This window comes from Desmonostoc muscorum LEGE 12446, from assembly GCF_015207005.2.
In the GTDB taxonomy this organism is placed as follows: Bacteria; Cyanobacteriota; Cyanobacteriia; order Cyanobacteriales; family Nostocaceae; genus Nostoc; species Nostoc muscorum.
On record NZ_JADEXS020000001.1, the window covers coordinates 6,036,394 to 6,049,906 of the forward strand.

A 13,513-nucleotide genomic window follows, 5' to 3' on the forward strand; every position below is an offset into this window, starting at 1 on the left:
ACGGGGCTTGGTCAAAAATCTGTAGCATCGGTCAACAAAAAGTTGTGTAATTTTTGCCAATAAACGTTAGTATTAGGAGTGCTTAACCAGGGACCTCTGCTGCAATCTATGCCTAGAGCTACTGTAATAGGATTGGGAAAGTCCGGTGTTGCTGCGGCGAGATTGTTGAAACGGGAAGGTTGGGAGGTGGAACTGAGCGATTCCGCTAGTGCAGAGAGCTTAGCAGAACGCAACACCTCCGACACCTTTCTGCAACAACAACAAGAACTCGCTGCCGAACAAATAGCCGTTAAATTAGGTCAATCCCCAGATTTGAATGGTGCTAATTTACCAGAATTAATAGTTGTTAGTCCCGGCGTGCCTTGGGATATTCCTGTATTAAATCAGGCAAGCAAACTAGGGATTGAAACCATCGGCGAAATGGAACTCGCTTGGCGACATTTGCAACCTCTACCTTGGGTAGGAATTACCGGCACTAACGGCAAAACTACCACCACAGCTTTAATTGCTGCCATTTTCCAAGCAGCAGACTTAGACGCACCAGCTTGCGGTAACATTGGCTACGCCGCCTGTGAAGTCGCCTTGTCTTGGAGGGGGGGAGATGAGGGAGATGAGGGAGAGGGGGGAGATGAGGGAGATAAGGGAGATAAGGTAGAAAATTTTATCTCATCCCCCTCATCCCCCTCATCTTCTTCACTCGATTGGATAATTGCCGAAATTAGCAGCTATCAAATAGAATCTTCAACGTCTCTTGCACCTCGCATCGGTGTTTGGACGACTTTCACGCCGGATCATCTGGCGCGGCATAAAACTTTAGAGAATTATTACAACATCAAAGCTAAGTTATTACGGCAGTCTGAGTTGCAAGTATTTAATGGCGATGATGCTTACTTGAGCAAGTTAGGTTTGAGTGCTTGGCCGAATGCTTATTGGACGAGTGTCAAAGGAAAAGATTTCCTGATTAGCGAAAAAGGCTTTTATATTGAAGATGGCTGGGTTGTGGAAAAGTTAACTGCTACCTCTGCACCAGAACCAATTGTGAAAGTATCAGCTTTGCGGATGGTGGGAGAACATAACCAGCAAAATCTCTTGATGGCGGTAGCAACGGCGCGGTTGGCGGGAATTAATAGCGATGCGATCGCTCGTGCAATTAGTGACTTCCCTGGGGTTGCTCATCGTTTGGAACATATCTGCACTTGGGAAGGTATTGATTTTATTAACGATAGCAAAGCCACTAACTACGATGCTGCGGAAGTTGGCTTGACATCGGTGAACAGTCCAGCGATTTTAATTGCTGGTGGAGAAGCGAAAGCAGGTGATGATACTGCTTGGCTAGCACAAATTCAAAGCAAAGCTGCTGCTGTGTTATTAATTGGCTCTGCTGCGCCGGCATTTGCCCAACGGCTGCAAGAAGTAGGGTATTCTACTTACGAAATTGTGGAAACTATGGAAAGGGCAATCCCCAGATCGGCCCAATTAGCTAAGCAGTATCAAGCATCTGTAGTGCTGCTATCTCCTGCTTGCGCGAGTTTCGATCAGTACCCAAATTTTGAGGTGCGGGGCGATAATTTCCGTCAGTTGTGTCTTGCTTGGGTGGAAAACTCCAAGTCCAGTAAAGTAGAACTTGCAGACTTGGAAAATTCTAGTCTATAGTTCAAAGGCGTTAAGCATTGTTTTTTACAGCTATTTTCAGGTAAATAGACCACACGGTAGGGGCACAGCATTGCTGTGCCCTCACGACAGATGTGCTTCAAATACATGAAAACTGCTGTAATACTATTTCACTAAAACCCTGATACATATAGATTTCGCGTAGGGGCACGGCAATGCCGTGCCCCTACCAACGTATTTGTATCATAATTAAAGTGAAACGGTATAACTTGTTAGGGCGATAGAGTAGCGATTTGCCGAGTCTTTACGAGTGCAGGGGTAGCGAAGTCCTCAATAAAGGGCACAGCAGTGCTGTGCCCCTACGAAAGATGTGGTTTTTGAATCATCCATGTTTGCTATTTCCTGTCAATGCCTAATACCATTTCACTAAAACCTTGATACAGATAGATTTTTCGTAGGGGCACGGCACTGCCGTGCCCTTACTAACTAACTTGTATATACACGGTAGCCGAAATGGGGAGAGAAATTGAAGCGGGGTTCTTTGGAATCTCTCGAACTCACGTTAATTTACTGCTGTCTTCGTAGTTTTGCCATTCGTCGTTGCCTTCTCTACATTTGGTGCGATCGCGGTTGTAGTCGGTGCAGTAGCCGATGCACGCTTATTACTCTGGCGTCGCTTTCCCCCCGCCTGCACATACTGCAAACTGTTTTTGCCGTAGCGCGTCCCCACACTCATCAACATCCTTTCCGAATAACTGCTCAAATCTTCCTCTAGTAATTCAATCTGCCCCCCTGCTTCATCCAGGGTAGAAAGCATCTTGTTGTAGCTCGATAGTTTCGTTTGCAAGGTTTGAATTCGCTTCTCATACTCCGCCACACTCAACCCATCACCAAATTCCAGCGTTTCACTAATCGATTGCATCCCCGCAATCCGTCGTGTTGCCTTATCCAATACCTGAGAACTGCGTTTTAATCTTGCCATATATGCGTCTGCTCCCAAAGATTATGTGAAAATTAATACAAACTTGTGTTTCCACTCTAGCCATCTGCCATCTCCATTGCCCTGAGCAAAAACAACGAAAAATACAGTATTGTCTACTGTCAAATCTAATATTTATTCAATAATTTCACTGAATAATTTTATGTTATAAAGTATAAAATTTTAATATTTTACCAAAATCCTTCTTTGCGTTCCTTCTCTGCGCCTCTGCGTAAGATAAAAATATATTTATGCAAGAAGTCTATTTCGTTGAAGTACCCAAATATTGTGTTGGAGTACCCAAATACTGTATTGGAGTACCCAAATACCGTATTGGAGTACCCAAATACTGTGTTGGAGTACCCAAATACTGTGTTGGAGTACCCAAATACTGTGTTGGAGTACCCAAATACTGTGTTGGAGTACCCAAATACTGTGTTGGAGTACCCAAATACTGTGTTGGAGTACCCAAATACTGTGTTGGAGTACCCAAATACTGTGTTGGAGTACCCAAATATTGTGTTGGAGTACCCGAATATTGCGATCGCTAGTAAATTTTGGGCTTTGGCTTATTTTTCACCCTCAAAAAAAGTCGAGTATCTAGCACCTGATTAGGATGCGAATATTGACTATCAGGGATTATGAGAATATTTTGAGAAAAATGTTGTTAATTTTACAAATATTTTTAATGGCTACTGTCTATAATATCGTGGGTAGGCATTGTTCAAGATGCTAAAACTTCACTGAGGATAACAACAGGTAAACCAGGAACATTACGAAAGCCTTTATCGTTGGTAATAAATTGGTTACAACTAACAGATAAAGCTGTTGCAGCATGAATAGCATCGGGTGTTTTGAGGTTACTTGTAGCCCGAAGATTAGCAGATTGTCGCAGTATTGATTGACTAATAGGAATTAATTTCACTTGAGATGATAATAATAGTTCTTCATAGTCTGCTACTAAAGAATTATTACCATTACGCAATGGAACAACTAAAACCTCCATTAATATTAGTTCGCTGCTAATGATTTGAATTTTTCCTGCGTAAAACTTAGACCATAATGGTTGCAGCAAAGAATAATAGTCTGGAATACCTTCAATAGTATAAATAACCACCGAAGTATCTATATAAATAGAGCCATTTGTTGGAAGTATTAGCTTTCCCATGATAAGCGTTCATCTTGTAGTTGTCTGTCTATATCCTCAGCAGTTCGAGAAGGGTGTCTCCTACGGCTTTCTTCTATAATATCGAGTACAGAACGACCTTTTGGTTCAGCTTTTTCTGGTAAAATCACAAAGACATCAACGCTATCGCCAATTTCAGCTTCTGGAATTTCAATTTCTATTTTGTTTCCTGGTAAAACTTTGGTTGTGATACGTAAAGCTGATTGCATGGCTTTTTCCTCAACATTTTTTAATACTCTAGGCGAGATTATTCTTTTTTCCATTGTCCTACATTACCGTTTTTGATTTTGTCGTTACCTTTGGTATTTTGGGTTCAAAATAGGCAGGTGTTCTTAACCAATTCCAATGGAGGCATCAGTAATAATAGCGTGTTTTTAGTCAAAATTTTTACTCGTAATTTTGAGGATAATACCAATTGGAAAAAAGAATGCGATAAATACCCTGGGTAGGGGCGCACAGCTGTGCGCCCCTACAATCGATGTGTTGCAAAGATTGTTTGAATCGATCAGGATAACCTTGAAAGGGTTAGTCCTCAAACAGATAATTGGTGGTGGAAAACGCGATCAATCGCGTCTCTACATGAGGGTTTTTGGCTAATCTGAACTGTATTGTTTTTGATGTTACTTTTGTCCCTATTGTTGAGAATTTTCCAGCTTGTTTGGATTTACCCAACGATTCACAAATTCGTTTTTATTTTTGTGTACCTTGATTTGCACTTCCTTGGAACCTAATTTGACTACTTCTGCGGGAATTCTCTGGATATCAGTAGAATCACCACGAGCCTTGTAAAGCCAAATGACTTTTTGACCTACTTCAAAGTAGTCAGGAGATGGTGCTGTTTTTGCCCAAGTGGGAGAAGCAACTGCTAACTCGATCAAAAGTACTAATAATACTACAGTAGTTTGGAAAAATTTGATGCCCATTGCAGTTAGGAAGTTTCTAGACAAAGCTGGAGTGCTAATTTCTATATCGCTTTGAGACAGCTTGATTGTTTTCTGACTCAAAGCTTGTTTGGAAATTGCATCTAGTTCATAGATCTTATTTGGAGAATTTCGCATTAGTTTTTTATCCTTGCTAAAAGGGGTTTAAAACCCCATACCCTATGGGTTGCTTGTTTTGTGTTGGGGTCTAAATCCCCATCACAAAACCATACTTCCGACTTCCGACTTCCGACTTCCGACTTATTTAAGGAAATGATGACTGAATCTTGGGTTAAATTTTATTGGTAACAGTCGTTGTTAATTTGGAATAATCTGTTGTTTTTGGGTATCAAATAAATTTTGTCATTGAAAATTTTTCGTAATTTGATAATAAACAAGTTTTGAAATATAATCAAATGCTCTTGGTTGTTAAAACCATAAATTAAATTAATGGTAAATTATAGGAATCCGATTTGATTTCTGAATCACTCGTAGAGGTAAGGGACTGGGGATTGGGGACTGGGGACTGGGAAGAAGGAATAAAAGTGTACTGAGTTTTGTTCAAAAATCAAATATGAGTCCTATATCTGTCTGAATAAATCGCTAAATTCAGGTAATGATTGACAAAAAAATTCAGCAAAGTCAAGTAGATAAACTAAATTTCCAAGTTAGAAATAAAGCTTGTTTTGCTGCCAAATTTGGCTCTATTTGGCTGTTGATGAGTTTTGGCATAGAATTTTGGGTAGCGATCGCACTATATCGGCTCGTCTATCCTAATTAATTAAAAAAACTCCTGAAATCACAATCTCTATCTGAAGAATAATTGACGGCAAATAAGACTCTATCGTAAAACATTAAATATCTAGAGCTTTATGAAGTTTAATTTATATGCCTCACAGTAGAAGCCTACTTGTGGCAAAACAACCCAATATTGGCAAACTAATTCGTGCCCTGCGGCAAGAATTAAATCTGTCTCAAGAAAAATTTGCTGCCGAGTTTGGTGTCACTTTCCCGACAATCAACCGTTGGGAAAATGGACGCGCCACACCTTCTCCTTTGGCAATGCAGCGTATTAGTATCCTACTCAATGAGTTGGGCGATCGGGGTAAAATTCTTCAAGCAACATACTTTCAAGAAAAAGAGTAGGCTTGTTTTACGCTGCTGAGTTCCCAGTCAAAACCCCCACTCAATAATGTTTTGGCTCAACTAAAAAAGGATTTTGACCAGCAGATGTCCACAACTGTAGTTTTGTACCCGACCCATGACTAACCCTGAGAAACCAATGAAAAACGAGTCAACGTCAGCAAGCAACGCCGACGGTAATTTTCTTCTCGGTGGCGATGAAATGGGTGCGCGGATGCGAGAACTGGACTGGTCGAAAAACCCTCTTGGCCCAACAGAACGTTGGCCGCAAAGTTTGAAAACTGCGGTGCGGATTATGCTGACTTCTCGCCAACCGATGTTTGTTTGGTGGGGCGACGAACTCATTAACCTTTACAACGATCCTTACAAAGCTATTATTGGCGGCAAACACCCAGAAGCACTCGGCCAGCCAGCTTCCCATGTGTGGCGGGAGATTTGGGATCAGATTGCGCCGAGAGCAGAATCAGCGATGCTCAAAAACGAGGGCACTTACGACGAAGCGCTACTGCTAATTATGGAGCGTAACGGCTACCCAGAGGAAACCTATTATACTTTTTCCTATAGCCCGGTTCCCAATGATGAGGGTGACACAGGTGGGATCATCTGCGCCAACACAGACGACACACAACGCATCATTGGTGAGCGTCAGTTAAAATTGTTACGGGAGTTAGCAACTAGAACAGCAGATGCACGGACATTTGATGAAGCCTGTACGCTGAGTGCGAGTTGTTTGGAAACCAACCCTTACGACTTACCCTTTGCCATGATTTATTTGGTCGATCCAGATCAACAGCAAGTTTTTCTGGCTGGAACATGCGGCATTGAGCCAAACCATATAGCAGTTCCCCAAACAGTTGCTTTTGATTCTGATACAGTTTGGCCTTTTGCGGAGGCGATCGCCACCCATCAAACAAAGTTGATTAAAATTTTAGAAGGAGATTTTGGCAACTTGCCTTGTGGTGTATGGGAGCGAACGCCACATCAAGCAGTGGCTGTACCCATCTCACCATCCGGTCAAACAGGCAAAGCTGGCATCTTAATTGCTGGCTTAAACCCCTTCAGGCTGTTTGACGACAACTATAAAGGATTCATGGAACTAGTTGCAGCTCAAATCGCAGCTAGCATTGCCAACGCCCAAGCTTACGAACAAGAACGCAAACGCGCCGAAGCTTTAGCAGAAATAGATCGCGCCAAAACTGTCTTCTTCAGCAACGTCAGCCACGAGTTCCGTACCCCATTAACTCTAATGTTGGGGCCACTAGAAGAAACCTTAGCTAATTGTGCCAACCTGCTACCACCCAAGGAACAAGAGCAGTTAAAAATGGTGCAACGTAATGGACTACGCTTATTAAAACTAGTTAACAGCCTGCTAGACTTCTCGCGCATTGAAGCTGGACGGGTTCAAGCTTCATACGAACCCACCGATCTTGCCATTTTCACCGCCGAACTAGCTAGTGTATTTCGTTCAGCGATCGAACGAGCAGGAATGCAATTATCAGTTAATTGTCCTCCCCTGCCAGCACCAGTGTATGTAGATCGCCAAATGTGGGAAAAAATTGTTTTTAACCTACTGTCTAACGCATTCAAATTCACCTTGGCAGGAAAAATTGCAGTAAGTTTGCAGTGGGTAGAGAAAGAGGACGCTCTGACGCGGGGACGCTCTGACGCGGGGAAAGAGGACGCTCTGACATGGGGGCATGGAGATGCAGGGAATTATTTATCACAAACACTCTCCGCGTCCTCTTCTCCCCCCTCTGCATTCGTCGAATTGTCAGTGCGAGACACCGGAATCGGTATCCCAGCAGGAGAAATCCCCCACCTGTTTGAACGATTTCACCGCGTCAAAGGAGCGCAAGGACGAACTTTTGAAGGGTCGGGAATTGGATTGTCCCTTGTGCAAGAATTGGTGAAAATGCATGGTGGAACAGTCGAAGTAACCAGTGTTTTAGGGGCAGGCAGTTGTTTTACTGTGTTAATTCCTACAGGATATGCTCATTTGCCTCCAGACCGCATTAGTGCCACTCGAACCTTAACTTCAACCGCCTTAGGTGCAGCACCTTATTTAGAAGAAGCTCTGCGTTGGTTACCGGAAGAGGCAGGGGAGCAGGGGAGCAGGGGAGCAGGGGAGCAGGAGAGCCTAATTTCCCCTCTGCCCCTCTGCCCCTCTGCCCCTCTGCCCAGAACTGCCCGCATTCTCCTAGCTGATGACAACGCTGATATGCGCGATTATGTCAAGCGATTGTTAAGTCAGCACTATGAGGTGGAAGCAGTGCCGGATGGTTTAGCTGCTTTGGATTCTGCTCGGGAGCGTCTGCCAGACTTGGTTCTGACGGATGTGATGATGCCTGCTTTAGATGGTTTTGGATTGCTGCAAGCATTACGAGCCGATCCGCAGACAAGAAAAGTTCCCATTATTTTGCTGTCGGCACGGGCAGGAGAAGAGGCACGGGTGGAAGGTTTAGAAGCGGGAGCTGATGATTACCTGATTAAACCGTTCTCTGCCCGGGAATTGCTGGTGCGCGTAGAAGCAGCCTTAAAAATGGCTGGTCTGAGACAGGAGGCAATGCAACGCGAACAAGAGCTACGGATTGAGGCTGAAGTCGCAAAAGCACACCTAGAGACAGTTTTAGCTGGTATTCAAGACCAGTTCTTTGTGTTGGATTGCCAGTGGCGTTATAGCTTTGTCAATGAGCAAGTAGCAGAAGTTGTGGGCTTTTCCCAGGAAGAGTTGCTAGGTAGGAGCATTTGGGAAGTGTTTCCAGATCTGGTGGAAAGTGAGTTTTATACCCAAGTTCATCAAGCGATCGCCGAACAGACCGTGGTTCGCTTTGAATACTTCTATCCTAGATGGAATCGCTGGTTTGAGAATCGGATCTATCCTTTTGCTGAGGGCGTATCAATTTTTGTTACAGACATTAGTGATGTCTACGAAGAACTGCGCCTACGCAAACAAGCCCAAGAAGCACTTAGAGAGAGTGAGCAACGCTTTCGGCTAATGGCAGATTCAGCACCGACGTTGATTTGGATGTCTGGTATTGATAAATTATGTAATTATTTTAACAAAACTTGGCTGGACTTCACCGGGCGAACCATCGAGCAAGAGATGGGCAATGGTTGGACTCAAGGGGTGCATCCCGACGATTTCCAATATTGCTCAGATACTTACTCGAATGCCTTTGATGCCTGTCAAGGGTTTGAAATAGAATATCGACTCAGGCGCTTTGATGGCAAATATCGCTGGATTTTTGATGTAGGCGTACCCAGGTTTACACCCGAAGGAGACTTCCTGGGCTACATCGGTTCGTGTATTGATATTACCGAACGCAAGGCAGCAGAGTCAGAACGCACGAGCCTGCTACAACTTGAGCAAGCTGCTAGAACCGAAGCCGAAAGAGCCAACCGCATCAAAGATGAGTTTCTAGCGGTGCTTTCCCATGAATTGCGATCGCCCCTGAATCCGATTCTCGGTTGGGCGAATTTGTTACAAACCCGTGAATTTGATCAAGCCGCAATGAAAAAAGCGATCGCCACCATTGAACGTAATGCTAAATTACAAGCTCAACTCATTGAAGATTTGCTCGATGTCTCGCGGATCTTACAAGGCAAGCTCAGCCTCAACATGTTTCCCGTCAACCTAGTACTTGTGATTGATGGGGCATTGGAAACAGTGCGTTTGGCAGCAGAAGCTAAAAATATTCAAATTCATAAAACCCTCGATACTTCTGTGGAGCAAGTTTTGGGTGATTCCGGTCGTTTACAACAAGTAATCTGGAATTTGTTATCGAATGCTGTAAAATTCACTCCCCAAGGAGGAAAAATTGAGATTCAACTCCAGCGTGTTGACACTCAAGCTGAGATTACTGTCAGCGACACAGGTAAGGGGATCAGCGGCGACTTCCTCCCTTATGTGTTTGAATATTTTCGTCAAGCTGACAGCACCACAACCCGAAAATTTGGTGGCTTGGGGTTAGGATTAGCAATTGTTCGTCATCTGATAGAACTACATGGAGGAACAATTTGGGCAGAAAGTTTAGGTGAAGGGGAAGGAGCTAGTTTTACAGTCAGGCTACCGCTAATCAAAAAAGATTTAACCCCAAAACAAGATAACAACATTACAGGCTCCCATGCTTCTTCTGCGACAGAAATTCTTACAGGTATCCAAATCTTAGTTGTAGACGATGACGTAGATACCCGTGAATTCCACACATTCGTGCTAGAACAGGCTGGAGCAAAAGTAACTGCTGCGGCATCCGCTTTGGAAGCACTACAAGTCTTGGCACAGTCAAAACCAGATGTTCTGGTGAGTGATATCGGAATGCCAGAAACAGACGGCTATATGCTGATGCGCCAAGTTAAAGCATTGCAGACAGACGAAGGTAAAAAGATTTTGGCGATCGCCTTAACTGCTTATGCAGGAGAAATCAACCACCAACAAGCACTCGAATCAGGGTTTCAAAATCATGTATCCAAACCCGTCGAGCCAGAAAAATTGGTCAAAGCAATTGCTACTTTGATTGGTAGGAGTGGGGAGTAGGGAGTGGGGAGTGGGGAGTGTGGGGAGATGGGGGAGCAGGGGGAGCAGGGGGAGCAGGGGGAGCAGGGGGAGCAGGGGGAGCAGGGGGAGCAGGGGGAGTAAAGAGACAAATAAGCATATTTTTTACGAGCGTTACAGATTGCTTATACATTTATTTGTTTCTCTTCCCCTGCCTCCCCTGCCTCCCCTGCCTCCCCTGCTTACCCATCTCACAAAATCACATTGCTCCCAGAAAATATTTCTTTGTCTCCCTCCTCCCACACCTCCCTCATCCCTTGCTGTGCTTATCGATGATGTTGGCTAAGTCTGGCACCGCCTCCTCAACGTGTTTTTTGGCTGAGCCGCGAAGTTTTTCATAGGTTCCTCGCACGATTTGGCGGCTGACAGTTTTAAGCCTCGCGTCAGTGACACCTAAGAGGGCGTCTGCTGTGTATGAGGAATTCGCAATCACATACCCTACTGGGTCGCCCTTCTCGATCCCTTCATCCCAGATTGGATCGATCGCCGTCAAGCATTCCGGCAAAAGCTGTTCAACAGCATAAGAAATGTATCCAGGTTTGACTCCCTTTAAAGCCCCGAAGGCAGCTTTCAGAGCTATGCCGCTGATACCTGATTTGGATGCAACCTGTGTTTCGATCATCTTGCAGCAGTCTTCTACGACCACAGCTTTTTTGTTTGGGTTCAAAAGTCCGTCGCTAAGTCCCATTTCACTCCTCCTGAGAATTTCAGTACTGAATTTTCATTCGACTAATTTTTTAGCAAGCAGGAAATTACAGAAAATGGTATCAGAGATGCCATTATTCAGTTCTAAAGATAACCTTGCTGTGCTGTTCAATGGTAGTCTGAAGTTCGCTCTAACCTGATTATGTAATGTTACTATGACATCAAAAGAATCAATTTAAGTAAATACAATTAACTTTTCTCATGAAATTGGCAAATTTTATACTAATTTCCCAAGTTGAGGTTAAACACCAAGAGATGCTTAACCAGCTGTTGAGAATTCTAGCAAGTAGTGGTGCGATCGCAAATACTAATTTTATGAAAAACTCTCATATATTGGACTTTGGACAAAAAGAAGTTTGTTCGCGAGTCACACTCGCGAACAAAAAACTAGTCATCAGAAATTACCCCAGTTATTTTACAAACTGAGTCAGACTGAGTTAAACGCCTAAAGCCTAAGAAAATTTATGCGGCTTTGACTTTAGCGAGTGTTGATTTTGACTTCTTCTTGACAACAGGATGCTTAGTTCGTTGTGTTTGAACTTGACCTTGAACTCGACCGATGGAATTTCCTCTGGTTTTGGGAGAACGAGCGGGTGTACCAATCTCTGAAATAATTCTCTGAAAATCGCGTTGCACTACACTTGGAGTGGCAATTTTATCATTGTTTTGTTCTAAATAACGCTCCCATGGCCTGGGTAAGTGTGTTGCTAACTCCCTTGCCGCCCACAACTGTACGTAAGCTAGGATTACTAAATGTATCCAATTTTCCTCATGCAAAACATCTGGAGTTTGAAACTGCGTCATCAACAAACGCTGCTTGCTAAATCGCAGCATGTGTTCAATATCAAACCTTTGTCTATAGCAATGGTTTGCAACCGTAGGTGAGATTTCTCCACGTTGCTCACCTATGACAATTAACCACATTGGTTTCCAGAGAGATTGATTAGTATCATCAGTCACATGAATTCTGAGCAGAGTAAAAGGATGACAATACATTTTTTGGTGCTTGGTTCCCCTCATCAACATTTGATGCCAAGCGAGTATGGTGATGTTTAAAAGACGACCCTTACAGGTTGTCTGCTGAATTTGTGTTGTCTCGTCGGGAGAGTGCCAAGTTTCAACATCAGCTAAATTAAACCGTTCACCGTATTTTTTTGGACAACCACGTTTTTTCTTTGACTCATCAACGGGTGGAGATTGGTAGAAAATTCGATTACTACGAACTCTGGCTATCACTACCACATTTTTGTGTTTGGATTGGTCAAACAGAAATGAACGCTGACTATAGGCGCTATCTGCTACTAAGACGCACAATTTTTCCTGCCAGGGCAGTGATGAATCAGACATTACTGAGGAAATTTGTTCACTACCCACATCAACACCAGTTTTATCAAGTGATACCCTTTCTCCTGATATTGGTATTGACCAAGGGGCGGCATTCCCAGTTTCTTTCTCTGGTAAGATAGAAAGTATCGAATAAGAATGACCAATATTAATCGGTTTGTTACCCTTGATAGTATTTGGCTGGTAAATATACCCACGTTCAGCTAAAGTCCTCGCGTAAGGACGCGGATGCGGTGTTGTATCAAGAGCGAATAAGTAAAAAGGGCGTTGTTGTGGTTGCTTAATTAACTCAGATACCACCCTAATTAAGTTATTGGGTTTTTCTTGTTCTTCTTGTTCTTCTTCTTCATTGTTCTTCTCCTGAATATTTGTATTAAATGATTTTTGAATTGCTTTATAAATAGAATTATAGCTTCTGGGAAACAAAGGACTTAAAGATAACTCCGCAATTGAATTGGCTCCCGTATTACCCGCAAGCGCATCCAACAAATCCATACAGGCGTCGCTACATGAAGAAAAACAGTTGTAAATTTTTTGTCTAAAATCTTGAAATTGCGCTATTAATTGATTGTTATTAAATTTTGGCATAGCCATCAGTATTTACCCAAAGATACTTTGTAGTTGATATTACTATTTGTTGGGGGTCTGATGGCTATGCTTTTTTCTGCTCGTCACTATAAACAAGATTAATCATTCATTTATTCGCGAGTCACACTCGCGAATAAACTTCTTTTTGTCCAAAGTCCAATCATATAGGACTCATATTTGATTTTTGAACAAAACTCAGTACACCTTTATTCCTCCTTCCCAGTCCCCAGTCCCCAGTCCCCAATCCCCAGTCCCTTACCTCTACGAGTCATTCAGAAATCAAATCGGATTGCTATATCTCAATAACTATTAAGCAATGTTTTGTCAACCGTGTTGTTTATTTGCAGCAATAATTTTAATACAAAAAATCACTCTGATGACAAGTCGATGCCAATAGCATGTACAATTTTTACTTAAAATTTAAACGATGTGAGACAATGTGTGAGCAGCAAGTTTAACTTTACTCCTGTAATTTATAGTAGGTG

At 43.0% G+C, this 13,513-nt stretch carries 11 protein-coding genes; 4 read left to right on the forward strand and 7 right to left on the reverse strand.

Going from position 1 to position 13,513, the window contains the following annotated elements:
* Positions 1-108 precede the first annotated feature (108 nt).
* Positions 109-1,653: a UDP-N-acetylmuramoyl-L-alanine--D-glutamate ligase gene (murD, locus tag IQ276_RS25435; RefSeq protein ID WP_235115961.1), complete on the forward strand. Its 1,545-nt coding sequence runs from the start codon at positions 109-111 to the stop codon at positions 1,651-1,653.
* A gap of 520 nt (positions 1,654-2,173) precedes the next feature.
* Here murD and IQ276_RS25440 read toward each other — a convergent pair.
* From IQ276_RS25440 to IQ276_RS25460, 5 genes are all read right to left on the reverse strand, one after another.
* Positions 2,174-2,593 (reverse strand): hypothetical protein, encoded by a 420-nt coding sequence (locus tag IQ276_RS25440; RefSeq protein WP_235115962.1) that lies wholly within the window; start codon positions 2,591-2,593, stop codon positions 2,174-2,176.
* A 188-nt stretch (positions 2,594-2,781) separates the two neighbouring features.
* The gene (locus IQ276_RS41015) at positions 2,782-3,135 is read right to left on the reverse strand and encodes a hypothetical protein (protein ID WP_373690629.1); all 354 of its coding nucleotides are present in this window, start codon (positions 3,133-3,135) and stop codon (positions 2,782-2,784) included.
* Between the two features lie 179 nt (positions 3,136-3,314).
* A complete protein-coding gene (locus tag IQ276_RS25450) occupies positions 3,315-3,758 on the reverse strand; it encodes a type II toxin-antitoxin system VapC family toxin (RefSeq protein ID WP_193922149.1) in 444 nt (147 codons plus the stop codon).
* The gene (locus tag IQ276_RS25455) at positions 3,746-3,985 is read right to left on the reverse strand and encodes a hypothetical protein (protein ID WP_193922147.1); all 240 of its coding nucleotides are present in this window, start codon (positions 3,983-3,985) and stop codon (positions 3,746-3,748) included. The genes IQ276_RS25450 and IQ276_RS25455 overlap by 13 nt, the downstream gene beginning before the upstream one ends.
* Before the next feature lie 423 nt (positions 3,986-4,408).
* Positions 4,409-4,834, reverse strand: a complete 426-nt coding sequence (locus IQ276_RS25460; RefSeq protein ID WP_228043422.1) for a hypothetical protein — start codon at positions 4,832-4,834, stop codon at positions 4,409-4,411.
* 478 nt (positions 4,835-5,312) lie between these two features.
* On the opposite strand from IQ276_RS25460, the gene IQ276_RS25465 reads away from it, so the two are divergent.
* The 3 genes from IQ276_RS25465 to IQ276_RS25475 all read left to right on the forward strand — a co-directional run bounded on the left by IQ276_RS25465 (position 5,313) and on the right by IQ276_RS25475 (position 10,373).
* On the forward strand, positions 5,313-5,477 hold the full coding sequence (locus tag IQ276_RS25465) for a hypothetical protein (protein WP_193924901.1): 165 nt from the start codon (positions 5,313-5,315) through the stop codon (positions 5,475-5,477).
* Positions 5,478-5,584: 107 nt separating this feature from the next.
* Entirely contained in the window at positions 5,585-5,842 is a 258-nt protein-coding gene (locus IQ276_RS25470) for a helix-turn-helix domain-containing protein (RefSeq protein WP_193924903.1), read from the forward strand.
* A 136-nt stretch (positions 5,843-5,978) separates the two neighbouring features.
* Positions 5,979-10,373: an ATP-binding protein gene (locus tag IQ276_RS25475; RefSeq protein ID WP_235115964.1), complete on the forward strand. Its 4,395-nt coding sequence runs from the start codon at positions 5,979-5,981 to the stop codon at positions 10,371-10,373.
* A 268-nt stretch (positions 10,374-10,641) separates the two neighbouring features.
* Here the strand turns inward: IQ276_RS25475 and IQ276_RS25480 are convergent, their stop codons facing one another.
* Positions 10,642-11,079, reverse strand: a complete 438-nt coding sequence (locus tag IQ276_RS25480; protein ID WP_190881292.1) for a DUF6918 family protein — start codon at positions 11,077-11,079, stop codon at positions 10,642-10,644.
* 479 nt (positions 11,080-11,558) lie between these two features.
* A complete protein-coding gene (locus IQ276_RS25485; RefSeq protein ID WP_228043575.1) occupies positions 11,559-13,034 on the reverse strand; it encodes an NF041680 family putative transposase in 1,476 nt (491 codons plus the stop codon).
* Positions 13,035-13,513: the final 479 nt, after the last annotated feature.